Source organism: Acidimicrobiia bacterium (genome assembly GCA_036396535.1).
Classification (GTDB): domain Bacteria; phylum Actinomycetota; class Acidimicrobiia; order Spongiisociales; family UBA5794; genus DASWKR01.
Map to the genome: position 1 here is coordinate 96,507 of DASWKR010000028.1, position 24,629 is coordinate 121,135.

Annotated in this window: 20 protein-coding genes; 8 read left to right on the plus strand and 12 right to left on the minus strand. The window is 69.3% G+C overall.

Features of this window, described 5'->3' with window-relative positions; translation table 11 throughout:
- Nucleotides 1–37 precede the first annotated feature (37 nt).
- Nucleotides 38–3,256, plus strand: a complete 3,219-nt coding sequence (locus VGC47_04560) for a hypothetical protein (GenBank protein ID HEX9854564.1) — start codon at nt 38–40, stop codon at nt 3,254–3,256.
- Here VGC47_04560 and VGC47_04565 read toward each other — a convergent pair.
- A complete protein-coding gene (locus tag VGC47_04565) occupies nt 3,253–4,563 on the minus strand; it encodes an aspartate aminotransferase family protein (GenBank protein HEX9854565.1) in 1,311 nt (436 codons plus the stop codon). The genes VGC47_04560 and VGC47_04565 overlap by 4 nt on opposite strands.
- Nucleotides 4,564–4,686: 123 nt before the next feature.
- Between VGC47_04565 and add the strand changes: the two genes are divergently transcribed.
- Nucleotides 4,687–5,706, plus strand: coding sequence for an adenosine deaminase (add, locus tag VGC47_04570; GenBank protein ID HEX9854566.1), 1,020 nt, complete (start codon nt 4,687–4,689; stop codon nt 5,704–5,706).
- Here add and VGC47_04575 read toward each other — a convergent pair.
- From VGC47_04575 to VGC47_04610, 8 genes are all read right to left on the minus strand, one after another.
- A complete protein-coding gene (locus VGC47_04575; protein HEX9854567.1) occupies nt 5,693–6,832 on the minus strand; it encodes an adenosylcobinamide amidohydrolase in 1,140 nt (379 codons plus the stop codon). The genes add and VGC47_04575 overlap by 14 nt on opposite strands.
- Nucleotides 6,829–7,848, minus strand: coding sequence for an adenosylcobinamide-phosphate synthase CbiB (gene cbiB, locus VGC47_04580; GenBank protein ID HEX9854568.1), 1,020 nt, complete (start codon nt 7,846–7,848; stop codon nt 6,829–6,831). The genes VGC47_04575 and cbiB overlap by 4 nt, the downstream gene beginning before the upstream one ends.
- A 24-nt stretch (nt 7,849–7,872) precedes the next feature.
- Nucleotides 7,873–8,436 carry a cob(I)yrinic acid a,c-diamide adenosyltransferase gene (cobO, locus tag VGC47_04585; protein HEX9854569.1) on the minus strand — a complete coding sequence of 188 codons (564 nt, stop codon included), beginning with the start codon at nt 8,434–8,436 and terminating at the stop codon, nt 7,873–7,875.
- Entirely contained in the window at nt 8,433–9,239 is an 807-nt protein-coding gene (locus VGC47_04590) for an ABC transporter ATP-binding protein (GenBank protein HEX9854570.1), read from the minus strand. Before VGC47_04590 ends, cobO begins: the two co-directional genes overlap by 4 nt.
- Nucleotides 9,236–10,264 carry an iron ABC transporter permease gene (locus VGC47_04595; GenBank protein HEX9854571.1) on the minus strand — a complete coding sequence of 343 codons (1,029 nt, stop codon included), beginning with the start codon at nt 10,262–10,264 and terminating at the stop codon, nt 9,236–9,238. Before VGC47_04595 ends, VGC47_04590 begins: the two co-directional genes overlap by 4 nt.
- Complete coding sequence (locus VGC47_04600; protein ID HEX9854572.1) at nt 10,261–11,271, minus strand: helical backbone metal receptor; 1,011 nt, start codon at nt 11,269–11,271, stop codon at nt 10,261–10,263. Before VGC47_04600 ends, VGC47_04595 begins: the two co-directional genes overlap by 4 nt.
- 265 nt (nt 11,272–11,536) lie before the next feature.
- Nucleotides 11,537–12,361, minus strand: coding sequence for a methylenetetrahydrofolate reductase (locus VGC47_04605; GenBank protein HEX9854573.1), 825 nt, complete (start codon nt 12,359–12,361; stop codon nt 11,537–11,539).
- A gap of 15 nt (nt 12,362–12,376) precedes the next feature.
- Nucleotides 12,377–14,140 (minus strand): formate--tetrahydrofolate ligase, encoded by a 1,764-nt coding sequence (locus tag VGC47_04610; protein HEX9854574.1) that lies wholly within the window; start codon nt 14,138–14,140, stop codon nt 12,377–12,379.
- Between the two features lie 105 nt (nt 14,141–14,245).
- Here VGC47_04610 and VGC47_04615 point away from each other — a divergent pair, with 105 nt between their 5' ends.
- Nucleotides 14,246–16,297 (plus strand): adenylate/guanylate cyclase domain-containing protein, encoded by a 2,052-nt coding sequence (locus VGC47_04615; protein ID HEX9854575.1) that lies wholly within the window; start codon nt 14,246–14,248, stop codon nt 16,295–16,297.
- Here the strand turns inward: VGC47_04615 and VGC47_04620 are convergent.
- On the minus strand, nt 16,269–17,150 hold the full coding sequence (locus VGC47_04620) for a DUF5995 family protein (GenBank protein HEX9854576.1): 882 nt from the start codon (nt 17,148–17,150) through the stop codon (nt 16,269–16,271). The two genes, VGC47_04615 and VGC47_04620, sit on opposite strands and share 29 nt — an antisense overlap.
- Before the next feature lie 57 nt (nt 17,151–17,207).
- Nucleotides 17,208–17,729: a hypothetical protein gene (locus VGC47_04625; GenBank protein HEX9854577.1), complete on the minus strand. Its 522-nt coding sequence runs from the start codon at nt 17,727–17,729 to the stop codon at nt 17,208–17,210.
- A gap of 138 nt (nt 17,730–17,867) precedes the next feature.
- On the opposite strand from VGC47_04625, the gene VGC47_04630 reads away from it, so the two are divergent.
- Together VGC47_04630 and VGC47_04635 are read left to right on the plus strand one after the other, a co-directional pair.
- Nucleotides 17,868–19,301 carry an aldehyde dehydrogenase family protein gene (locus VGC47_04630; protein ID HEX9854578.1) on the plus strand — a complete coding sequence of 478 codons (1,434 nt, stop codon included), beginning with the start codon at nt 17,868–17,870 and terminating at the stop codon, nt 19,299–19,301.
- Nucleotides 19,302–19,394: 93 nt separating this feature from the next.
- Nucleotides 19,395–20,210, plus strand: a complete 816-nt coding sequence (locus tag VGC47_04635; protein ID HEX9854579.1) for a hypothetical protein — start codon at nt 19,395–19,397, stop codon at nt 20,208–20,210.
- Here the strand turns inward: VGC47_04635 and VGC47_04640 are convergent.
- Nucleotides 20,200–21,432, minus strand: coding sequence for an O-antigen ligase family protein (locus VGC47_04640; GenBank protein HEX9854580.1), 1,233 nt, complete (start codon nt 21,430–21,432; stop codon nt 20,200–20,202). The genes VGC47_04635 and VGC47_04640 overlap by 11 nt on opposite strands.
- A gap of 172 nt (nt 21,433–21,604) precedes the next feature.
- Here VGC47_04640 and VGC47_04645 point away from each other — a divergent pair, with 172 nt between their 5' ends.
- From VGC47_04645 to VGC47_04655, 3 genes are all read left to right on the plus strand, one after another.
- Nucleotides 21,605–22,852, plus strand: a complete 1,248-nt coding sequence (locus VGC47_04645) for an aminotransferase class III-fold pyridoxal phosphate-dependent enzyme (GenBank protein ID HEX9854581.1) — start codon at nt 21,605–21,607, stop codon at nt 22,850–22,852.
- Nucleotides 22,853–22,891: 39 nt separating this feature from the next.
- A complete protein-coding gene (locus VGC47_04650; protein HEX9854582.1) occupies nt 22,892–24,169 on the plus strand; it encodes an FAD-binding oxidoreductase in 1,278 nt (425 codons plus the stop codon).
- A gap of 72 nt (nt 24,170–24,241) precedes the next feature.
- Nucleotides 24,242–24,629: DUF4147 domain-containing protein (locus VGC47_04655; GenBank protein ID HEX9854583.1), on the plus strand; the 388-nt coding region annotated here is incomplete at its 3' end.

Consider the following 24,629-nt stretch of genomic DNA (forward strand, 5'->3'; position numbering starts at 1 on the left):
GCTTGCCAAACCTCGGCCCGGGCCGGATCATTCAGCGGTGAGAGCGCAGCGCGACCTCGGCGGTGATGGGTCCAAGGTGCGTGTCCTCGATCCGATCGCGGACGGTCTGCCCCGGGTCTCGCAGCCGCCACCGCAAGGGCAGCCGCCCCCGAGGCCGCATCGGTTCTTGCCGGTGGCGCTCGCCTTCTTCGCCTTGGCGGCTGCCTGGCTCGTCGCCCTGGCAGCCGGAACCGACGAGCCGGGGCCACCCGGCACCACCACGCCGCCCGCCGCGCAGGCCCCACCGACCATCGCACCCGGTCGGGTTGCCGTCGTGCTGCAGGCCCCGGAGGAGAGCGGCGGGATGATCTCATGGGCGGCCGCATCGCTCGGCAGCGAGGCGGTCGTCAACGACATCGTCCAGCTCGGCGGGCTGTATCTCGCGGTCGGCTCGCTCGAAGGCGCCCCGGCGGCGTGGCGCTCGCCGGACGGGATCCAGTGGCGGAGCGTGGCGGTGGGGGGTGCCGACGAGCCCGGGTCGATCGATGTCCTCTCGACGAACGGCGCCACCCCCGGCGACATCATCGCAATCGGCCAGAGCCGGGGGCGCGCCGCCGTTTGGCGGCCCCCACTCGTCCCGCAGCTCGAGCTCGTCGGCATCGAGCCGGAGTTGTCCGCCGCAGAGCTCGTCGCAACCGTCCGTCTCGGTGACGCCTGGCTGGTGCTCGGGCGGCAGGCGCCGTCTGGCGATTCGTTAGGTGAACCGTCTGGCGATGCTGTCACGTCGACCAGCTGGCTCGGGTCGCCGGAGAACGGCTGGAGCCTGGTGGGGACCATCCCGGGCAGCGTCTCAGACGTCGTCGTCCACGACGGTGTCGTGTACGCAGTCGGCGCCCAGTGCATCGAGACGGGCTGCCGCCCCGCCATCTGGACGAGTTTCGACGGCGCCGACTGGGAGCCGGTCGCCACCGAATCGACCGGCTTGCCGGGCTCGATCTCGTTGCGCCTCGGCGACCTGAGCGCCGTTGCCGCGGCGGGTGACACCCTGATCGCCGTCGGAGCCATCGGCACCGGCGAGGGATCGCGCGCCGCCATCTGGCGGTCGATCGACGGGAAGAGCTGGCGGGAGACTCTCCCCGGCGAGGGGGCAGGCGTCACCATCGTGATCGCAGCCATGGCGCTGCCGCTCGACGACGACACCCCCACGGCGATCGTCGAGGTCGGGGGGGAGCGCTTCGAGGTGACCACCGGGACGGTCATCGAGACCGACCTCGGCGACGTCTTGGTGAGGGCGGTCGATCGGGACGGCGTCCACGTGGTATACGGCTGCACTCCATACGGCCAACCGGAAGGGACTTGCGGGGGATCGATGTCTCCGGGACGGCCCCTCGAGATCGGCGGCCTGGAGCGTGCAACACACGTAGCGGCCTTCGGCGAAAGAGTCGTCGTCTCGGGCGTCGAAGGCGTCGCCCGGTCGCGCCCTCTCACGTGGACGTCGAAGGACAGCGGGACGACGTGGCGCGAGTCGGTCGTCACCGGGACGGGAGCAGGAACGCTGGTGGCGACCCGCCTCGCCGACGTTGCTCTCATCGTCGCCGAGGACGGCGAGTCGACGGTGGCGCTCCGAGGGGTGTGGAGGACATCGGAGGAGATCGCAGCGGGCCTCGACAAGGTCGACCGGCTGGTGGCGGCGCTCAACGGCTCGGGAACGGCGAACGACCTCGTCGATCTGCTCGCCAAGGACGACCCGGCGACGCTGGAGATCCGAGGCCTCCCCGGGATCGGGCCGATGATCCCCCACTGGGTGAGCGACAGCGGCAGGCGAGTGCGCACGGCCGCCGTTTCGGACACGCTCGAGTTCGCCGCCGTCACCCGGCTCGACGTGACCCTGACGCAGTGCTCGGGCACCCACGACTTCGAGGCCGGCCTCACAAGGGTGAGGTGCGGGTACCTGGCGACCTCCGCCGTCCTCGAGCGCCTCGGCCTGATGGGCTTCGTCCATGGGACGCTCGTGGCCCACGTGAGCGACGGGGGCATCACGTACGTCTCGGTGACGGGCAACGAGGAGCATCCGCTCCTCCAGCTCGCCGAGTGGGTGCTGTGGACCGATCCCCTGCGGTTCGCCCCGACGTTCGGCAGCCTGGCCGGCGACGGCTCGTTCGTGGTCGACCCTGCGCTGACGAGGGCAGCAGCCAGGCGCCAGCTGCGCCTCGCTCGCCAGTACGCCGCCGCGTCCCACCAGGCGGCGTCTCCATACGAGGCAAGCACGCCGTTCGGGTCGATGCAGTTCTACCCTTGGTCGACGAGCGGCCCGGGGGACGACCCCGCCGCCACATATCCCGACGTGACCTACGACGGCCGTGGATACGTGGCCCTCCAGCAACGGACCAGCTCGACGTGGGCGCTGTTCACCTCGCAGGACGGGCAGACGTGGACGGGGAACATCCCGGAGACCGACGCCGAGCTCACCAGGTTCCTAGGCGCCGCCGACCACACCATCGTCTCGGACCCTTCGGGTGAGGCCCTGTGGGAGTGGACGGGCACGGGACTCCTGCCCATCGACCTCGAGCGTCCCGAGGGGACGCGCGCCTACGCCACTTCGGCGGCGTCGCGCGCCGGCGTGACACTGATCGTCGGCAACACGGATCACGCCGACAGCGCCACCGGGATCTCCACGTGGCGATACGAGGCTGGGACGGCGACGAGAGTGTTCGACCCGAGGGACGTCGGGATCGTCGATCCGATCATCACTGCGACGGACTCGTGGTTCCTGATGCTCGACCGAACGAACGGGATCGCTGCCCGCTCCGACGACGGGGTGACCTGGGACCAAGCGGCCCAGCTCACGCTGCCGGGCGCATCCGTAGTCGAGGCTCTGTGGGTGGTCGGCGAGACCGTCTACGCCAACCTCGCGGTCGACGCCTCGTGCGTGCCTGGGAGCGTGGCCATCACGGCCTGTCGACCTTCGTCGTCCGTGAGGCGTCTGATAGGAGGCGCTTGGGAGGAGATCGAGGGTCTGCGGCTCGAGACCGCCTTCGCCGGCCCGCATGGCATCGTCGCGGTCGCCAAGCCGAAGATCGACCACCACACCGTCTCCGGGCCGTTGCTCATGTCCGTCGACGGCGAGACCTGGCAGCCGCTGGGCGCCTTCTACCCGGTGGCGATCGCCCCCGGGTCCACACGACGGGTGAGCGGAGCGGCAGTCGGCGACGACGGCATGCTCATCCTCGTCCAGAACGACGTCGGCGATACGCTCCTCGTCGGGTCGCTTCGCTAGCCGAGCGCCTCCTCGAGCGCCTCCTGGAACGCCTGGAGAGTGGTTGCGGCGTCCTCCTCCGTGTGCGCAGCCGACACGAACCACGGCTCGAGGCCGTCGTCGTTCGGCATCACCCCGCGCCGCACCATCGCCCTGATCACGGTCTCGTAGAGGCCGGCGTCGTGGTCTGCGGTGTCCCGAAAGTCTGCGGGCGGCTCGTCCGAGAAGACCAGCCCGAACATCGCCGGATGGCCGATGACGTGGGCGGGAACTCCCCTGTCGGCACAGACGGCCGCCAGCCCCTCCATGAGCAGGCGACCGACCTTGTCGATCCTGGCGTGCGGCTCTCCCGTCGACAGCACATCGATCGTGGCCGACACGGCCGCTGCGGCGATGCCGTTCCCCGAATAGGTGCCGGCCTGGACGATTCCCCCTTCGCTCCAGGCATCCAAGACCTCCCGCCGCCCCCCGATGGCGGCGACGGGGAACCCGTTGCCCATCGACTTGGCGAACGTGCCGATGTCGGGGGCGACGCCGAAGACCTCCTCGGCGCCCCCGAGGGCGAAGCGGAATCCGGTCTTCACCTCGTCGAAAACGAGCACGCAGCCATGCTCCGTCGCCAGGTCGCGCAGGCCCTCGAGAAAGCCGGGAGCCGGGTAGATGCCGAAGCAGTTGCCGAGCGCCGGTTCGACGAGGATGGCGGCGACCGACCGCCCCTCGTCGGCCAAGATCCGGGCGACGGCCTCGATGTCGTTGAAGGGCGCGGTGCGCACCAGGGGTCCGATGGCGGCCGGGATCCCGGACGACGCCTGCAAAGGCATGGGCGACCGTCTCGAACCGAGGCCGTCCGTCGGGCCACCGGGGGTGGAGAACAGGACGTAATCGTGGGCACCGTGGTAGCAGCCCTCGAACTTGAGGACGAGATCGCGACCGGTCACGGCACGCGCCAGCCGGACGGCATGCATCGTCGCCTCGGTTCCCGTGTTCGTGAAGCGCATGGCCTCGACGTATCCGACCGATGCCTGCACCTTCTCGGCGGCCTCGACCTCGCCCGCCGTCGTCATGGCGAACGTCGTCCCGGACTTCGCGGCGGCCACGACTGCGTCCACGACGGAAGGCTCGGCGTGGCCGAGCACGATCGGCCCGAACCCGAGTTGGTAGTCGATGTAGCGCTTGCCGTCCATGTCCCAGACGTATGCGCCCTCGCCGCGATCGATGACCATCGTGTCGTCGGGGCCCCAGTACCGGAACCCGCTCGACACCCCGCCGACGAGGACCTTGCCCGCCCGCTCGAACCACTCAGCAGTGCTCGTGCCTTGAAGACCCATGCTCTCGCCTCCTTGGCCGAGAAGGTAGTACGGCGGCCCCGGCTCACGTCCCGGCGGCGGCACGTCGAAGGGTTCCCAGCGGCACCGGGATGATGGCGCTGCCGGACGAGCGAGAATCCCCGGATGCGCTTCGAGTCCATGCCGAAGGTGGAGCTCCACCTGCACCTCGAGGGCGCCATCCCCGTCGCCACGATGTGGGAGCTCATCGAAGGGCGCGGCGGGCACCCGGACGTCCCCGACCTAGAGGCGCTCGTCCGCCGGTACGAGTACCGCGACTTCGCCCACTTCATCGAGACCTGGATCTGGATGAACCAGTTCCTCGACTCCTACGACGCCTTCCAGGCGGCCGCCGAGGCCGTCGCCGCCAGTCTCGCATCACAGCGAATCGTGTACGCCGAGGCTTCGTACTCCCCTTCCGACTTCGCTCGGTTCGACCTGGCGCCGGACGAGCTCGCCATGGCGATCCGTCGCGGGTTGGACCGCATTCCGCACGTCCGTGTCGGCCTCGTCGCCGACCTCGTGCGGGACAAGGGACCACAGCGAGCCGAACGGACGCTCGACGCCGTCATCGACGTGGCACCCGACGCAGGCATCGTCGGGATCACGATCGGTGGGTCCGAAGCCGAGTTTCCCCCGGAGCCCTTTGCCGCCGTGTACTCCAGGGCCCGCCGGTCGGGCCTCCGCCTCAGCGCTCACGCCGGCGAAGCCGCCGGGGCGGCGAGCGTGCGCGGCGCCCTCGACCATCTCGGCGTCGACCGGATCGGCCACGGAATCCGCGCCGTCGAGGACCCTGAAGTCCTCTTTCGCCTGGTGAACGGGAACGTGCCGCTCGAGGTGTGCCCGAGCTCGAACCTGGCGACCGGTGTGGCCGACTCTTGGGACACGCATCCTGTTCGGACCCTGATCGACGTCGGCGCCATGGTCACCATCAGCTCGGACGACCCTGCCATGTTCCACAACTCGGTTGCGGGAGACCTCGAGGCGCTCTACGGGCTCGGGTACGGCGACGCCACCATCCAGCGGCTCGCCGAGAACGCCATCGAGGCCTCATGGGCGCCGCCCACCGTGAAGCTGGCTCTCGCCGACGAGCTCGGCGCATGGTGGGACGGCATGGCGCGAGACGCTTCGTTCACGTCCACTTGAGGCGCCAGCCGATGGCGATCGCCGCCGGGACCTGACGCGCCACGTCACGCAGCGCCGACTCGAGCTCGGCACGCGCCACGGCGAAGACGTCGGGGCGATTGGAGACCGCCACCGCCAGCAGGGCGCACTGGTTCAGTATCGCCTCGTCCGCCGAGTCCGCCGAGAGCGTGCCGGCACGCCGTCGGTCCAGCAGTGTGGCGACGGCGTAGGCACTTGCCGCCACTTGCGGGTCGTTGACGATCGACTCGACGTTGGCGGCGAAGAGGCGGCCCCCGGCATCGTCGAGCAGGCCGACGACTGCATCGGTGAGCTGCGGATCGGTGAACCCATGGCGCCCGAGCGCGTGGAACAGGTTGCGCGTCAGGGACGGCTCGAGCCCGTTCTGCCACCGGACCGCCTCGAGCGTTGCGTTGCGAACGGACACGCCGATGAGCTCGCCGAGCTTGGTGTGATGGCCGGCCCATTGCAGCCTCCTGGCGCCGTGCGCCGGAGCGGCTACGCAGAACTGGTCCGTCCCGGTGCCGGTCGCCAGCCGGTCGGATGACTTGCTCGGGACCGCCAGCTCGTTGAGCGCCGCCGTCTTCGCCTCGGTGAGCAGCCCGACCGACCTGGCGAGTGCCCCGGACGACAGGCCGATGTTCGAGACCAGGATCGTGTTGATCGTGCCAGCCACGTTCGAGAAGTCTTCCGGCTCCTCATACCACGGGCCGGGGTCGCCTGCCGTCGCGGCGTTCGTCGCCACTCCTGCAGTGACGACCGCGGTGACCGTGATCTCCCTGAAGGAAGACCGCTCGATCGCCACGTACTGCATCTGGGCGGCGGTCCCCATGAGTGCCACCTCGGCGGGGTCGAGCCCGAGGGAGGCGCACACCGCATCGTGATATCCGGAGACTCCGAGCTCGGTGAGCTTGGCGTGTGCCCGGTCGTCGCCGGTGCCCTCACACATCTGTTCGTTGACGAGGTGCCGCAGCCCGGAGCGACTGCCACCGTTGACCGAGGACGTCGACAGCACGTCGTGCGGTTCGGCGAGCGAGACCCCGACGACCTTGCCCGTGCGCCAGATCGTGAATGTCTCCGCGGCGCCGAGCGTGATCGCCCCGGCGGGAATGGCGCCTTCCCCGCTCATGCAGTGCTCCCGAAGGGGGGCCACGGGGCGAGCAACCGCTCCGGCCAGGGCACGACACCCGCGACTGCGAGCACCAGAAAGGCGACGACCATGAACAGGAACGTAGTCACTCCGATCAGCAGGACGGCACGTCGGACGTCCGACAGCGTCGCCGCCTCCCTGTCCTCTTCACGACCGAGCCAGATCCCGTCCACGACCTTCACGCCGTCACGCCACACGTCGCCGACGAGGCGGAGGCGGAGCGCCCCGGCGGTGGATGCTTCGCTCCACCCGGCGTTCGGGCCGGGTACCAGCGCGTGCTGCCGCACGCCGCACCGGGCGGCGTCCCTCCCGGACATGCCGGGAAGGACGGCGGCCGCCAAGACGACGAGGAGCCACGTCAGCCGGGCCGGAACGAATGCGAGCACGTCGTCGGCCCGGGCGCTCGCCCAGCCGACCCGGCGGAACCGCTCCGACTTGTACCCGACCATCGAGTCCGCCGTGCTCACCACCTTGAAAGCCAGCAGACCGAGGAGCCCGAACAACGTGAAGTAGAAGAGAGGGGCGACCACGCTGTCGGTCAGATTCTCTCCCAGGCTCTCGATCGCCGCCCGGTTGCAGCCCGCTGCGTCGAGCCTCTCGGTGTCTCTCCCGACGAGCATGCCCGTGGCGGCGCGCGCCTCGCCGAGGTCGCCTGCGTCGGCGGCTCGGCCGATCGCCAGCCCATGGCCTGCCAGGTCTCGCACCGCGACGAGGTGAGCGCCCAGGACGACATAGGCGATCCACCCTGCGACTGCGGAGACCGCCCACAACACCGACAGCACACCGGCCGCAGCGCCAGCGGCCACCGCGACCGACACCAGGAGCAGGGCAACGCCGCCGGCGTACCCGTTCCAGCCGCGGGAGCGGAGCAGTCGCTCGCCACCACCGATGAACGACCCGATGAGCCGGATCGGGTGGAGGCGATAGCGAGGGTCGCCGACCAGCACGTCCACCAGCAGGACGGCAGCGACGAGCAGGAACGCCTCAAACGACATGTGGGGGGCGCCTCACCGGGCCCATCAGTAGTCGATACCGCGGCTCGCCGTGATACCCGCTTCGTAGGCGTGCTTCACCATGCGCATCTCGGTCACCGTGTCTGCGACCTCGATCAGCTCGGCCGGGGCGTCCCGACCCGTCAGGATCACGTTCACCTTCTCGGGGCGGTGCCGGAGCGCATCGACGACGTCCTCCGTCGCGATCCACCCCCAGTTCATGGGGTACGTGATCTCGTCGAGGATGACCATCTCGTACTCGCCACCTGCCAGTTTCTCCTTGGCGAGGCGCCACGCCTCCTGGGCGATCGCCTGGGACTCGCCGAGGTCCTCGGAGTCCCACGTGAACCCGTCTCCCAGCGCCCACCAATCGACGCCGAGGCGGCCGGCGACCTCTTCCTCGCCGACCTTCCACTTCCCGGACTTGATGAACTGGATCACCCCGACCCGCCAGCCCCTGGCGACGGCCCGCATGGCCGTGCCGAAGGCGGCGGTCGACTTCCCCTTCCCGTCTCCCGTGTTGACGATGACGACGGAAGCTGCCCGCCGTGGTCGCGGCTCCGGAGCGCTCGTCGGTGGCGTGTGGGTCATCTGGTGGCCTCCTCTCGGTCGCCTGCATGGTGCCGCCTCAGCGGGATGACGACGACGGTGCCTCCCGGTCCCTCGAGCACGGTCACGTCTGCGCCGTAATGACGACGAATGTTGTCCTCGGTGAGTACCGAGCGCGCCGGCCCGGAGCCGGCCACAGTCCCGTTCGACAGAAGGACGAGTCGGTCGCAGAACTGGGCGGCGAGAGTGAGGTCGTGCAAGGCGGCGACGATCGTCAGCGACCTGTGGCGCCGCAGCGCCTCGACCTCCTCGAGGACCTGCACCCTATGGCCGACGTCGAGCGCCGACGTCGGCTCGTCGAGCAGCAGCACCGGAGCAGCCTGCGCAAGGGCGCGTGCGATCACAACTCGCTGCAGCTGGCCGCCGGAGAGCGTGTCGAGGGGCCTGGCGGCGATGTCGACGAGGTCGAGGGCATCCAGGGCGGCCCGCACCGCGGTGGCGTCCCGCGCTCCCTCCCGCTCGAACAGGCCCAGGTGCGGGGTCCTCCCGAGCATGACGTAGTCGAAGACGAGCATGCCCGGAGGCACGACCGGGTCCTGCGGCACCGAGGCGAACAGCCTCGCCCTTCGCTTGGCTCCGATCGCCTCGAGCGCTTCGCCGTCGACCACGATCTCTCCCGAATGGTCGAGCCCTCCGGCGAGCGTCTGGAGGAGGGTCGACTTGCCGGCGCCGTTCGGCCCGATCAGCCCGAGCCACTCTCCCGGTGCCACGTCGAGATCGATGCCGCGCAGAACGGGGTGCTTCCCACGAACCACGCCGAGCGCTCGAACCGTGAGAGACGTCATGCCAGCCTCTTGTTCGAGCGGAGGACGATGAGGAAGAAGGGAGCGCCGAGGAAGGCGGTCACGACTCCGATGGGCAGCTCGGCCGGGGACACGAGCGAACGCGCCGCCACGTCCGCCCCGACGAGAAAAGCCGCCCCGAGGATCGCCGAGAGCGGGACCACCCGCCGGTAGCTGGTCCCGACGAGGAGGCGCACGGTGTGCGGCACGATGATGCCGACGAAAGCGATGAGGCCCGAGACGGCCACGACGGCGGCGGTGCCGAGCGTCGCAGCGAGGACCACCCAGCGCCGTACGGCGGGGGGGCTCACGCCGAGAGACGCCGCTTCCTCATCGTCGAGGGAGAGCACGTCGAGCATCCTCCGGCTCGAGAAGATCACGGCGGCGGCGGCGACGGCGTAGGGGGCGGCGACCCTCACCTCGGACCACCCCGTCGTGGCGAGCCTGCCGAGGATCCACCCGTAGAGAGCTCGCAAGTCGATCGCCGACCGCTGCTGCATGTACGTCTGGGCGGCGGTGAAGAACGCAGCCACGGCGACTCCGGCCAGGATCAGCGTCGCAGTCGACCGGCCCCCGGCCGAGCGCCCCAACGAGTACGTGGCGGCGACGGCGAGCACCGCCCCGGCGAACGCACCCACGGGGAGCAGCGGGCCACCCGAGGCGTTGGCGGCGAACACGATCGTAGCCCCGAGGCCGGCGCCGGCCGCCACGCCGAGCAGGTAGGGGTCGGCGAGGGCGTTTCTGAAGACGCCTTGATAAGCCGTCCCCGCCAATGCCAGCATGGATCCGACGATGACGCCGAGAACGATGCGGGGCATCCGGATCTGCCAGAGGATGGCCGCCTGCTGGTCCGTGAGGCCCGAGTCGACCTGAACGAGAGGCAGCCGATCCGCCAGCTCCCGAAGCGCCCCCATGGACCCGATGCTCGCCGGCCCGGTCAGCACGGCGATGGTGAGCACGACGAGGAGGGCGCCGACCGACACCGCCAGGGAGAGAGGCTCGACCCGCGTGCCCGATGCTTCGCTCACTTGCTCTCCAGCAAGGATCTCACCGCATCGCCCACCGCCCGCAAGAGGTCGACGATCCTCGGCCCCCAGCGTGAGGCGACATCGTCGTCGAGCTCGACCACCGCGCCGTTCCGAACGGCTTGCATCGCCTCCCACCCGGGACGCTCGGCGACCGTGGCGGCTGATTGCCCACAGCAGACCGTGTCTGCCAGGAAGATGAGGTCCGGATCCGCCTCGATCAGGTACTCCTCGGAGAGCTGCGGATAGCCGAATGCTGCACCGTCCTCGTCCGCACCGTCTGCGACGTTCACGAGCCCGAGCAATGCGTAGAGCCGGCCGATGAAGGTTGCCGAGGTCGCCGAGTAGAGGTCTTGCCCGAGTTCGTGGTAGTACGTGAGACCTGCCGCCTCGGCAGGCAGGGCCGCCGCGATCTCCGCCAGGTCGCTGGTCAACGCCTCGTTGAGCGCCGCCGCCTCAGGTGCGTGACCGGTGGCGGCGCCGAGGTGCTCGATCTGACGGTGGGTGTCGTCGAGGGTGACGGCCACCCCCTGGACGACGACCGGGATGCCAAGTGCCTCGAGCGACGAGACGAGATCGCCGGGGTCGAACGAAACGACGACCAAATCGGGCTCGTAGACGGAGATCGCCTCGACGTTCGGCGTCAGGCCCGACAGGTCGGTCAGCGGCGCCTCAGGGGGATATGTCGAGAACTCGTCCACGGCAACGACCTGATCGCCGGCCCCGATCGCGAACAGGATCTCGGTTGCCGTGGCAGACAGGGACACGACGGCGGCCGGTGCCGCGGCGATGGTGATGGATCCGTTGTCCGCATCGATCGTCACCGGGAAGTCTGCCGCCCCCGTCGTCGGCGTCGCCTGGGTCGTCGACGGCTGGGCCGTGCTCGGCACACCGGCCGTCGTCGTGACCACAGGGGTCGTCGCTTGCAGGGGGGCGGTGGTCGTGGCTGCGGCACCGCCGCACGCCGCCGCCAGCACCACAAGTCCGATGGTGAGGTTCCTGAAGCGCAAAACATCCTCCCGGCGGGAGGATGAAGGGTGGGTCGTATGGTCCGGGGACCGCACGAAGTCGCCTTCATCCGAGACTCGTTCGTGGCCGGGAAGGCAGGCGATCTGGCTCGCTCTCCGAGGAGAGCATCACAGCTGCGGGACAGCGCCCGGGATCTCACCGGGACTTCGCTGGCTTCACGGCCCCCCCGTGAAGGGGCATCCTGATCATACCGCGGCACGGCCGGCGGCATTGACCGCCGGTGCGGCCGCACGGCACCCGTCGAAGTCAGCGCCTGGCTGCTTCGTAGAAGGCGGCGCTCGCCTCGACCTGGTTGAACGTGAAAACGTGGACCCCTGCGATGTCGAGCTCGTCGGCGGCGGCGATGCGGGCGAGAGCGTCGACGAGCTTGCGTGGCCGGTATCGGCCGGGTCGGAGCAAGCGCCACAGCGCTCTCCTGTTCTTGGCGAGGTGACGCATCGACGTCCCGACGCCGATGCGGGCACCGATCGACACGAGCTTGGCGGTCTCGATCACCCCGGGGACGCCGATCACGACGGGCAGGGCGATACCGGCGAGGCGCTGCTCGCCGATCCAGGTGCTGATGCGTTCGGCGTCGAAGCACATCTGGGTCGTCATGTACGAGGCGTGGGGCTGCTTGTCGAGGAGCGCCTGCCGGAGTCTGGCGTCGTCGATGACCGGGTGGCCTTCCGGGTAGGCGGCGACACCGATCCGGGTGAAGGAGTGGTCGAGGCCGGCGAGCGCCTCGAGAAGGGAGAGCGCGTCGGGGAAGTCCCCCGGGTCGGCTCCATCGCCTCCGACCACGAACGCATCGGTGAGCCCGAGGCCTGCGAGCCTCTCGACGATCTGGCCGAGCTCGCCCGCCGATTTCGTGAGCCGGGCGGACAGGTGCGGGATCACATGGAATCCCCGACCGGCGAGCGCCTCGCACAGCTCGACCGTCGCCAGCATCCCCTTGGCCGGCGAGGCGGTCACCGATACGGCCGCCCCAAAGGGGAGATGCTCGGCGGCGGCGAGAGTGCTCTTCATCGGAATGAGCTCGTACACCACGTGGCCGAGCAGGCGAGCCGTGCCGGCCTCACGATCACTCACGACCCGGCAACCCGATCAGAAGAGGCCGACAACGTTGCCGTCCTCGTCGATGTCGACATTGAGGTATGCAGGTGTCGATCCGAATCCCGGCATGGTCCTCATCTCACCGAGGAGGGGGTAGATGAAGCCGGCGCCGACGGAAGCTCGCACCTCGCGGACCGGGACGGTGAAGCCGCTTGGAGCGCCCTTGAGGCTGGCGTCGTGGCTCATGGACAGGTGGGTCTTGGCCATGCAGATCGGCAGGTACCCGAAACCCGCCCTCTCGAACTCGGCGATCTGCCCGTCGGCGATCGGTGAGTACTCGACGTCCGCCGCCCCGTACATCTCCTTGGCGATGATCTCGATCTTCTGCTTGATCGACATGTTGAGCGGATACAGCGGCGCCCACTCGTTCGCTTCATCGCACGCCTTGACGACCGCCGACGCCAGGTCGGTTGCCCCTGCGCCGCCTTGTGACCAGTGATTGGCGACGACGGCGTCGGAGGCGCCCGCCTCGAGGGCCGCCTGACGGATCAGGTTCATCTCGGCCGTTGCGTCCGTCGGGAAGGCATTGATGGCCACCACGACCGGCACACCGAATCGCTTGACGTTCTTGATGTGTGCCAGCAGGTTCGGCAGCCCTGCCTGGAGGAGGGAGAGGTTCTCCTCGGTGTACGCCTTGTCGAGCGGCCTGCCCAGCACGACCCGCGGGCCTCCGCCGTGGGTCTTCAGGGCTCGGACGGTGGCGACGAGCACGACACAGTCGGGGTGGAGGCCGGACGTCCTGCACTTGATGTCCATGAACTTCTCCATGCCCATGTCGGCACCGAAACCCGACTCCGTGATCACGTAATCGCCGAGGTGGAGAGCGATACGGTCGGCGAGGATCGACGAGTTGCCGTGGGCGATGTTGGCGAACGGGCCGGCGTGGACGAACGCCGCCTGTCCTTCGAGGGTCTGCATGATGGTCGGGTGCAGGGCGTCCTTCATGAGAACCGTGACCGCTCCCGCGATCCCGAGGTCCTCGAGCGAGAGCGGCTTGCCGCTCTTCGCGACTCCGAACACGACCCTCCCGACCCGCTCCCTGAGGTTGCGAAGGGCGCTCGCAGCAGAGTCCCCGTCCACGAGGGCGAGGATCGCCATGAGCTCGGAGGCGACGGTGATGTCAAAGCCCGTCTGTCGCGGCATGCCCTCGGCGCGGCCCCCGAGCCCGACGATCACGTTGCGCAAGGCGCGGTCGTTGACGTCGACGACGCGGTTCCATTGCACGTTGAACTCGTCGATGTCGAGCCTCCGCAGACCGGCGCCCGCCAGGGCTTCGTCGGTCATCCTGCCCTCGTGGTACCAGCGGGCGTCGATGGCCGCAGCCACCAGGTTGTGCGCCGCTCCGATGGCATGGATGTCCCCCGTCAGGTGGAGGTTGAACTCGTCCATCGGGATCACCTGGCTGTACCCCCCGCCGGCGGCGCCGCCCTTGATGCCGAATGTCGGCCCCATCGAGGGCTGCCTGATGCAGGCGATCGCCTCGTGCCCGAGTCTTCCGAGGCCCTGGGTGAGCCCGATCGTGGTCGTGGTCTTGCCCTCGCCCAGCGGTGTCGGCGTGATGGCCGTGACGTCTACGTACTTGCCTCGCGCCAGGTGCCCGATTCGCTTGAGGGCGTCGAGATGCACCTTGGCCTTCGACGAGCCGTATGGGATCAACTCGTCGGGGAGCAGCCCGATCCGCTCGGCGACGGCCGCGATCGGCTGCAGGGTGGCATCCCTGGCGATGTCGATGTCGCTCGGCACCGATGCGCTCACTGATCCTCCTCGACTGGGCCGGGCATCCGCCCGATCGTAGTGAAGGGCGGAGTCGGCGCGTCCTCCTCCGCAGGACCGATACCCGATGGCGCGTAGGATCAGCACGTGACCAGCAAGGACAGCCGTGCCGGGCGCGCCACGGGGGGCGCCGTGCGAACCGGCGTGTGGGCCCTGCACATGGCCCTTCCCCTGCTGGCGTTGTGGCTGCTCCTCGTCAGGCCGGACCTCGACGTTCGGTGGGAGCACCACTCGAGTCACTTCTGGCTCGTGCTCGGAGTCGCCGCCGTCAATGTGCTCCTCGGGTTTCGCATGCACTGGGCAGCGTGTGCCAGGGGCGACGCACGGCTGCTGCTCGTCTCGCTGGCCTTCGTCGCCAGCGCCGGATTCCTCTTCCTGCACGCCGTCGCCACCCCCGGCGTCGTGCTCGACGAGGCGAATGTCGGATTCGAGGTGGCAACGCCGATCGGTCTGGCGATAGCGGCGGTGCTCCTCGCAGTGTCGGCCGCCGACTTCTCCGAGGAGCGCCAGCGCAAGCTCGTCGGCCGGGCACCGCGTCTTCGGGCCGGCCTCCTCGCCATCATGGTCGCGTGGGCGGCCGCGTCGCTTCTCGGCCTCCCTCCCCTCGACTTCCTCCCGGCGGAGACGGAGGTGGATGGACCGCTCGCCGTTGTCGCCATGGGCGCGATCGCGCTCTACGCCATCGCCGCGGCCGGGTATCTGCGGATCCACCTGAGGCGGCCCGCCGTGATGCTCATCGCATTGATCACCGCCTCCGCTCTCCTCGCCGAGGCCATGGTCACAGTCGTGTTCGCGCCCAACTGGCAGCTGTCGTGGTGGCTCTGGCACATACTCATGACGGCCGGCTTCGGGTTCTTCCTGTACTCGGCGTTCGTGCAGTACCGCCGGGAAGGCTCGTCCGCCGGGCTGTTCAACGCGATCAGCACCGAGGCGACGGCGGCGGCGATTCGTACCCAGTACGGCAGCGCCCTCACCGAGCTGACGGCGGCGCTCCACAGATCCCAGATCGGCGCGTTGACCCGTGAGGAGATCGACAGGATCGCCGCAGGCCTGGCAGCACGCTTCGACCTGACCGAGCGCCAGACGGAGGTGCTCTCTCGTGCCGCCGAGGCGCTCGCCAACGAGCAAGAGCATGGCAGGAGGCTGGCGGTGCTCGCCGAGGTCGGAGCGGCCTCGCCGGTGAAGCTCCCGGAGAACGAGCTTCTCGAACGCATCGTGGCGATCATCGGAACGGCTTTCGCACCGGACGCCATCAGGATCGGGCAGTCGGAGGAGGGCCTCGTCGCCTTCCTACCCGAGCTCACCAGCGGGGACTGGAGTGAAGGCGGCGATGTCGCCGCCTTCCCGATCCTCATCAAGGGCATACAGGCGGGTGTCGCCGAGTTCCGGAGGCCGATCGGCGAGTTCAGTGACGCCGACCGTTCCATATTCGAGATCTTGACAGCCGAGATCTCCATCGCCCTCGAGAACTCGCGGCTCTATGGCCAGGTGGAGAGCCTGTTCCGCCAGTACATGTCGCCCGAGGTGGCGGCGGCGCTGCTCGCCGATCCGAACGAGGCGCGCCTCGGCGGGCGGGTGATCGAGACGACTGCCCTGTTCGCCGACCTGCGCGGCTTCACCCGGTTCTCCGAGCAATCGGACCCCGTGGTGATCGTCGAGCTCCTCAACCGCTACTTCGCGACTTCGGTGCCCATCGTGCTCGAGGAGGGCGGCACTGTCGTGCAATTCATCGGCGATGCCATGCTCGCCGTCTTCAACACCCCCAACCGTCAGGACGACCACGCCTTGCGCGCCTGCCGAGCGGCGCTGCGCATTCAAGACGCCATGCTCGAGGTGGCGCCCGGCGACGACATGCCCCGGTTCCGAATCGGCATCAACACGGGCCCGGCGCTCGTCGGCAACGTCGGCAGCGACGAGATCCGCAGCTTCAACGTGATGGGCGACACGATCAACGTCGCCGCCAGGCTCGAAGGAGTTGCGTGGACCGGCAACGTCGTCATCGGGGAGACGACCAGGCAGGCGATCGGGGAAGCAGGCGTCGTCGAGCCGCTCGGAGAGCTCGAGCTGAAGGGGCGGACGCAGCCGGTGACCGCCTACCGGCTCGTGGGCCTCAGGGCGTCTCAGGAACAGCACGCCTGACGGATCGCCTTCGTCGCTTGGCCACGACGCGCAGGCGATGCTCTTCGTTAGGGGCTCGATTCACGTCGTCGGCGGCCGCTCGCGAAGCCTGATCGAGGTCGACCCGGTCGACGGTGAGGGCGGCGACGATCTCGTCTATCGAGGTCGACTCGGCCGACGCGATGAACCTGCCGACGAGGTGCATCGGGCTCCATCCTCGGACGATGGCCCTGCCGAGCCAGGTGGCGTCTCCGTCGCGCTCCGTCACTTCGGCGGAAGCATCGGGGACCTCACACAGCCGGTTGGCGAGGCTCCAGGCCAGGTCGCGCCCCATCCTGATGCCGATCCGCATGAACGTCTCGTCCCAACTCCCACCGAGCCTGTCGAGCAGGGACATGCGAGGCGAGACGGCGCCGAGACCTCCCTGCAGCCCGTCGAGGATCTGGAAGAGGATCTCGTTCACGCGGACGAAGTCGGCGTACAGGGGCGGGAGACGTCCCCCGCTCACCTGCGCCGCGGCGACACCCAAGTCGAGGTTGATGTGAGCGTTCATGCCGAGCAACACATGTTGCAGGATCATGTGCCGGCGCGTGGCTTCTGCGATCTCGAAGGCGAGCGTCCAGCAGGCGGGCGGCTCGCCTTTCGAGCGGTGACGGTCGTAGGCGTCGAGGTAGAGGTCGGCGAACACGACGGTCAGCTCCTCGAGGCGGGCGTCGTCGTCGAAGAAGCCGCCGGAACGTACCGCGTCTCGCACCGCGCTGGTGACACTCCGGTACATCGCGGGGAACACCGCCAGGTAGCTGGCGGCGGCGCACGACTCGTCGACGATCTCGTCGAGCTTGGCGACCGTGTGATCGAGCGACGTCGTGGCCATGTGCGGCCCAACGTACTGCGGCACCGTCCGGCCCGCCTCGATACGCCCCGCGGTCGATCAGTCTCTCGGCGGCAGGACCCGGACCGCAGATGAGCTCGGGGTGTGGCCCGCAGGCTCCCGGAGCCCGTCGACGAGCCGGAGGGCGATATGGTCGGCGAGCGGGCTGCTGCCCTCGACGCCGACGTCCCGGTTCCATCCCCAGGCGTCTTCGTAGCGCTCCGAGACGGCGTTGGCGAACGACCGGAGCCCGACCGCCAACGCAACGAGCGCCACCGCATAGGTGCCGATCGTCGTGACGAAAGGTGCCAGCGCCATGAACAGGGCGATGCAGACCGTGGCGGTGACGCCGTTGAACGACACCCTCAGGGTGCGAAGGTGCTGCTTCTCCAGGCGCTCCGCTGCCGCCTTCGCCGCCCCCGGCGTGCGGTGGCGGGAGCTCGACTCGACGGCCGGTTGCCGGGGAGGGCGTGCCAGGACGTCGAGCTGCCAGGATCCGGCAATCGTCGCGGAAGTGCGGCGGACGCGGTACGGGCCGCTCTCGTAGCCATCGTCGTGGCTCTCCCAGTCGAGGCTCGGCATCGTCGTCCTCTCTCCTTGCACCACGAGTATGCACCGAACCGCGCCACAGGTGAAGCCCGGGATTCCTCGACGACCGTCATCAGCCGGTGACCTGCACCGGCGGTAACGTGCCCTCGCACCGAGCGCGGAGGAGTGCAAGTGGCCCGGGATCTCGAGATCTACCTCGCGGGAGAGTGGACGGAGGGCACAGGTGACGGACATCACGAGCTGATCTCGCCGGTGACCGGTGAGCACGTCGCCAACGTCCCGATGGCGTCCGACGCCGACGTCGATGAGGCGGTCACCGCCGCCAGGGCCGCCCAGGAGGAGTACCGCTTCTGGTCGGCGTTCGAGCGGGCGGAGCTGTGCCACAGGGTCGCGGCGGCCATCGAGGACCTCGTTCCGGAGATCGCCCGCATCCAGACTCTCGAGCAGGGCAAGCCGTACCACGCCGAGTCGCTGGCGGACATCACCGAGGCGAATCAGTACTTCCTCAACGCCGCCGAGGACGTCAAGCGCCTCGGAGGCGAGAACATCCCGACGACCGACCGCAACAAGCGGATGTTCACGTTTCGGCGTCCCGTGGGCGTATGGGCCGCCATCACGCCGTGGAACTTCCCGGTGACGATCCCGCTCGAGTACGTGGGTCCCGGCCTGGCCGCAGGCAACGCCGTCATCGTCAAGCCTCCCCAGTTCACCTCGTGGGCGCTGCTCAAGCTGGCGGAGGCGTTCGATGTCGCCGGCGTTCCCAAGGGTCTCATCTCGATCATCCCCGGCGGAGGGGACATCGGCGAGATGCTCGTCCGCCACGCCGGCGTCGACGGCATCGGGTTCACCGGATCGTCGGCGACCGGGAAGAAGATCATCGCCGCCATGGGCGTCAAGCGATCCATCATGGAGATGTCGGGCAACGGACCGACGATCGTCACGGACGACGCCAACGTCTCGGCCGCCGCCGGTGCCGCCGTCTTCGGGGCGTACTACAACGCCGGCCAGGTCTGCTGTGCTACGGAGCGGGTCATCGTGACGGAGGCCGTCCACGACGAGTTCGTCGAGCGGGCGCTCGAGGCGTCGAAGGACGTGCGGCTGGGTGACCCCTTCGACGAGGCGACCAACATGGGGCCCCTCAACAACGAGCCGACGGCGATGAAGATGGACCGCCATCTCGCCGATGCGACCGACAGGGGCGCCACGATCCTCGCCGGGGGACGGAGAGCGCCCGGCCATCCGACGAACCTGTACTACGAGCTCACCCTCATCGACCAGGTACCGGAGGAAGCGGCAGTCTCTCAGGAGGAGACGTTCGGCCCGGTGCTGCCCATCCTCACGGCGCGCGACGACGAGGACGCCGCGGGCATCGCCAACCGGACGAGGCTCGGGCTGCAGGCAGCAGTCTTCACCAAGAGCCTCCACAAGGCGTTCTGGTATGCCGACCGCATCCGCAGCGGAACGGTCGTCGTCAACGACTCGACGGACTTCTGGGAGACGTTCCAACCGTTCGGAGGGGCAGCGGGCACCGACACCGGCTGGGGGCGGGGCAGCCTGGAGGAATTCACCGACCTGCAGACGCTCGTCATCGACCTCGGAAGCTGAGCCGCCGACGCCCGCCGCCGCACGAAACAGCCGATGGGCGGCGGGCGGTCGGCGTAGGATCCCAGCCATGAGGCAGGCGAACGACGCGGCCCGGTGTATCACGACGCCCACGCCCACCTCGGGTGGACCATGCTGACGTTCCTGCGCCGCCTGCTCGATCGGTTCCGCGTGGCGCCGCAGTCAGGACCGCGTGTCACAGGCTTGCCGGCGTCTTCGAACGGCGCCTCCTCTTTCCACGTCAACTGGGACATGCCTCCGGACCGCTCGATCGTCGCCGTCGAGGCGACGCTGGAGATCCTCGTGCCGCCCGTCGTCGACAGGCTCCACTTCTGGGCTCTGCAGGCGAGCTTCGTCGGCCCCGAGGGGCGGCTCGGCGGAGCCCATCTCGGGCTGCAATGGCACCCGAGCCACCCGGGTCACACAGCCGTCAACTGGGGCGGCTACGACCGGAACGGGCTGATCCTCGACGGAACTTCGTCTGACCTGCCGAGCGCCCGCGGCAACGCCAACACACGCGACTACGCCTGGGCGCCTGCGACTCCCTACCGTCTGAGGATCTCGCCGGGAAGCAACGACGGGTGGTGGCTCGGAGAGGTCACGAACCTGGTGTCCGGCGAGACGACCAAGGTGCGCGAGCTCCACCCCGGCGGCGAACGGCTCATCTCACCCGTCGTGTGGAGCGAGGTCTTCGCCCGCTGTGACGACCCGGGTGTGACGGTGCGCTGGTCCGACCTCACGGCCATCGACGACCAGGGCGGCCACATCCAGCCGGCTGCGGTGCGAGCCAACTACCAGAGCCACGAGTCAGGTGGGTGCGCCAACACGTCGACGACGACGGACGGAATCGGCGTCCTCCAGGAGACGTCGACGATGCGCGCCACACCTCAGGGCGGCCGCCTCACGCTGTGACGGCGTCGGCGCCGGCGGCCACAGGCGCCTCCCCTCCCCCAGGCGTTCGTCTCGGGCCTGCCGGGATGAGCGAGCACACGAGCCCGACCTGGAGCCCGAACAGGAGCAGCCCGCTCGGGTAGAACCACGGGATGGTGTCGAAGAGCCACAGACCGAACGGGGCGGCGAGCAGAGCGAGCGCTGCCGGCCGCCTCCTGCCGATCCGAATGGCGAGCAAGGCGAGGAAGACGACGTATCCCACCCCGGCGACCACGCCCATCTCGGCGGTGATGAGGAGCACCGTGTTGTGCACGGGCGAAGGCAGCGTCCCATCCTCGTACTCGGGCTCGCTGGCCAGCGCGTAGTTCCACGGTCCGACGCCGACGACGGGGTGGTCGCCGATGATCTCCAAGGCGATCCTGGCGATCTCGAGGCGTTGGCTGCTGATCGAGTCGAGGTCCGTGGTGAGCGAGTCGTCCACTCTGGCCAGCCACCCCTGGCCGAACACCAGCGCCGGCACGGCGAAGCCGACGAGGACGGCAACCAATGGTCTGGCATGGCGGCCCGGGTCGTTCCGCCACGCGAACATCCAGAGGGGCACCAGCAGCAGGAAGCTGACGAGAACTGCCCGTGAGAAGCTCAAGCCGAGCGGGATCGCGGCGAGCCCGGTGGCCGCGATCCACAGCGGCCGGGCACGTCGCCCTGCGAACGCCACCCCGACGGCTGAGGCGACGAGCGAGAGCCCGGCGAGCATGTACGGGTGGGTCGAAGTGCCGGACGGCCTGACGAACGGGCCCGCCACCGAGAACACGGACTGCTCCCCGAGGATCCCGATGCGGCCGCCGACGACGATCTGGATCGCCGCGATGACGCCGGCGACGGCAACACCGGCCACGAGAGGGGCGGCAACCATCATGCGGGCCCGGCGGCGCGGCATAGCGGCCACCTCGAGCACGACCACGACGACCACAGCCAGCCGTATCAGCAGGCTGAGCCCCCGCAAAGTCGGGTTGAAGGCGTACGAGACGGCAGCCGCGGCGAGCAGCCACCCGACGAGGTGCACCCCGGGCGAGCGTCTCGCATCGATGACGCGCCGCCAGACGGTTGGTCCGGAGAGCACCAGGAACACCACGCCGGCGACGTCCGAGGGCGTCGCGGTGACGAGGGTGTCGAAGAACCGGAATGTCTTCTCCTCGTACACCGCCAGGACGGTGAGGAACTCCCACGGCAACATGAAAGCCATGAGCACCAAGGGCGCCAGCCGTAGCGGCGCCGTACGGAGATCGGAGGTTGGTGCTGTTGGTTCGCTCATCGGGTCATCGGGCGACAGGATGGCGTGCCGCCCATCCGAGGTTATCGGCAGCGGGACGGCAGCCTGAACCGCACCCGATCCGGCTGGGTACCATCCGCCCATCATGACCTCCTACTGGCACCCATTCGCCAACATGGCCACAGTCAAGGGCAACGAGTTCGTGGTGACCCGCGGCGAGGGCGTGTACGTGTTCGACGCTGCCGGGAACCGCTACCTCGATGCCACCGCCAGCCTGTGGTACGCCAACATCGGGCACGGACGGGCCGAGATCGTCGAAGCGGTCAAGCGGCAGATGGAGAGCCTCGCCGCCTTCCACACCTTCGGCGACTATGCCAACCCGACGACGCTGGCACTCGCCGACCGGCTCGCCTCGATCGCTCCCGTCCCCGGGAGCAAGGTGTTCCTCACGTCGGGCGGGTCGGACTCGGTCGACACGGCGGCCAAGTTGGCACGGCGCTACTTCGCCGAGACGGGAGAGCCAGAACGGGTGGTGTTCGTCATCCGTGACTGGGCGTACCACGGGATGCACGGCTTCGGGACGAGCTTCGCCGGGATCGATCCCAATCGGGCCGGCACGGGTCCGCTCGTCCAAGACGTCGTCAGGGTCCCGCACGACTCGGTGGAGGACCTGGAGCGCGCCATCGACGAGGTCGGCCCAGACAGGCTCGCCGGGTTCTTCTGCGAGCCGGTCTTGGGTGCCGGCGGGGTGCGGCCCGTGACGGACACCTACCTCAAGGACTCCAGGCGGCTCGTCGACGAGGCGGGGGCGCTGTTCATCGCCGACGAGGTGATCACCGGCTTCGGCCGTGTCGGTGCCTGGTTTGCCTCGGAGCGGTTCAGCCTCGAGCCCGACATCGTGACGTTCGCCAAGGGTGTCACGTCCGGCTACCTGCCGCTCGGCGGCGTCCTCGCCTCCCCGAAGGTGGCCGAGCCGTTCTGGGCCGACGGGACCGATGCGGTGTGGCGTCACGGATACACGTACTCGGGCCACCCGACCGTGTGCGCTGCGGCGCTCGCCAACCTCGACATCATCGAGCGGGAGGGCCTCATCCCCAGGGTGCTCGAGCTGGAGATCGAGATCATGGAGGCACTCGAGTCTCTTCTCGATCATCCGAACGTCGCCGGCCTGCGAGGAGGGGTCGGGGCGCTCGCCGCCGTGCAGCTCGACCCCGACCTCGTCGCAGAGGACCCATCCGCCGCCGCACGTGGGGCCGACGCCGCCAGGTCGGCCGGGGTGATCACGCGAGCCATCGCCGGCGGTGGATTCCAGGTATCCCCCCCATTCACGATCACGAGTGACCAGCTCGACGAGCTCGCCGCCGGGCTGCGCGCCGGGCTCGACGCCATCTGACGTCCCGACGATGGGTGCCGCCGCCGCCGTGGAGGAGCCGTGCTGAAGACCGTGGCGTTCTGGCAAGACGACTTCCCGCGGCCCAAGTCGCTCGCAGTCGGGGAGCTCCCGCCGACCACAGACGTCGCCATCGTCGGAGCCGGGTACACCGGGCTCTCCGCCGCCAGGGCGTTGCTGCGATCCGGCGCCGCGGTCACCGTCATCGACGCCGGGAGCATCGGGTCCGGTGCCAGCTCGGTCAACGGTGGGATGGTCAACATCGGCCTCAAGGCGCCGATCGAGAAGGTCTGGAAGGCATACGGCGAGGACCTGACGAGGCGGTTCTGGCAGGCGGGGCTCGACTCAGTCGCCCTCGTCGAGGAGATCGTCGAGTCGCACGGGATCGAGTGTGATCTCAGCCGCGTCGGCGGCGCCGAGCTCGGAACGTCCCCGCGTGACCTGCGGAGCTTCCGCCAGAGCGCCGAGTGGATCCATACCCGATTCGGTCATGAGCTCGTGGTCGTCGGGCCCGAGAGCATCCGTGAGGTGGTGGACAGCGCCCGCTTCACTGCTGCGACGATCGACGCCGCCGGCGCAGGCGTCCATCCGGCTCGGTACGTGTACGGCCTCGCCGGCGCCGTCGCCGAGGCAGGAGCGACTCTCGTCGAGGACGCCCCCGTCACGAACATCGCCCGCACGGTCACCGGCTACCAGCTGCTCACCCCGAGAGGCAAGGTCTCGGCGGGTGCCGTGCTGCTGGCGACGAACGGCTACACCGGCACAAGGCCTGTTCCGGCGCTCCGGAGGCGCGTCATCCCGATCGGCAGCTACATCGTCGTCACCGAGCCCCTCGATGAGGCGGTCGCAGAGCGTCTCATCCCCGCCAACCGGATGCTGTGGACCGCCCGGCGCTTTCTCAACTACTTCAGGCGGACACCCGACAACCGGATCCTGATGGGTGGGCGCAACGACCTCTCGACCGACCTCGACCTGATGGAGAGCGCCGCCATTCTCGGCGCCCGGACCACGGACGTGTTTCCCGAGCTCGCCGATCGTCGGCTGACCCATTCGTGGGGCGGCAAGCTCGGCGTCACGTTCGACCTCATGCCTCACATCGGCCGGGTCGACGGCATGTGGTACGCCCTCGGCTACGGGGGCCACGGCGTCGCCATCGCCACCTACCTGGGCGCCGAGGTTGCCGGCCGCATCACAGGAGAGCTCGACTCGAGCCCCTTCGAGGAGATCCCCCACCCGACGCGGCCGTACTACAGGAGCGAGCCGTGGTTCCTCCCAGCTGCCGCCCGGCTCTACCGGATGCTCGACGCGGTTGGTCGCTGAGCCGGGCTCAGTCGATCGCGGTCGTCCACACGTCCTCTCCACCTCGATCGCACCGCATGTAGCGTCACCGCCATGACGACCAGGGCCGACCTGATCAGGTACTTCCTGGCCGGAGTCGAGGCGGTCGGCCCAGAGCGCCTCGTTTCGTCGTGGCTCACCGCACACCCCGTCGCCGCCTCGCACGTCGTCGCCATCGGCAAGGCGGCCGGAGGCATGGCCGTCGGTGCGTCCCGCCTCGTGGACGCCGAGGAGTGGCTCGTCGTGGCGCCCCACGACGTCCCGGTGCCCACCGGAGCGAGGCTCGTCATTGCCGGGCACCCCACCCCGAACGAGGAGAGCTTCGCGGCAGGGAGGCTGCTCGTGGAGCTCGCCGACAGCATGGGCGAGGAGGACCACCTCCTCGTGCTGCTCTCAGGGGGCGCCTCGTCGCTCGCCGAGGCCCCGACGGAAGGGATCTCGC

Excerpts from the sequence above, each read along its gene's own strand:
- VGC47_04565 (HEX9854565.1), bottom strand. The coding sequence starts at position 4,563 with ATGGGTCTTCAAGGCACGAGCACTGCTGAGTGGTTCGAGCGGGCGGGC.
- add (HEX9854566.1), top strand. The coding sequence starts at position 4,687 with ATGCGCTTCGAGTCCATGCCGAAGGTGGAGCTCCACCTGCACCTCGAG.
- VGC47_04575 (HEX9854567.1), bottom strand. The coding sequence starts at position 6,832 with ATGAGCGGGGAAGGCGCCATTCCCGCCGGGGCGATCACGCTCGGCGCC.
- cbiB (HEX9854568.1), bottom strand. The coding sequence starts at position 7,848 with ATGTCGTTTGAGGCGTTCCTGCTCGTCGCTGCCGTCCTGCTGGTGGAC.
- cobO (HEX9854569.1), bottom strand. The coding sequence starts at position 8,436 with ATGACCCACACGCCACCGACGAGCGCTCCGGAGCCGCGACCACGGCGG.
- VGC47_04590 (HEX9854570.1), bottom strand. The coding sequence starts at position 9,239 with ATGACGTCTCTCACGGTTCGAGCGCTCGGCGTGGTTCGTGGGAAGCAC.
- VGC47_04620 (HEX9854576.1), bottom strand. The coding sequence starts at position 17,150 with ATGGCCACGACGTCGCTCGATCACACGGTCGCCAAGCTCGACGAGATC.
- VGC47_04625 (HEX9854577.1), bottom strand. The coding sequence starts at position 17,729 with ATGCCGAGCCTCGACTGGGAGAGCCACGACGATGGCTACGAGAGCGGC.
- VGC47_04640 (HEX9854580.1), bottom strand. The coding sequence starts at position 21,432 with ATGGCTTTCATGTTGCCGTGGGAGTTCCTCACCGTCCTGGCGGTGTAC.
- VGC47_04645 (HEX9854581.1), top strand. The coding sequence starts at position 21,605 with ATGACCTCCTACTGGCACCCATTCGCCAACATGGCCACAGTCAAGGGC.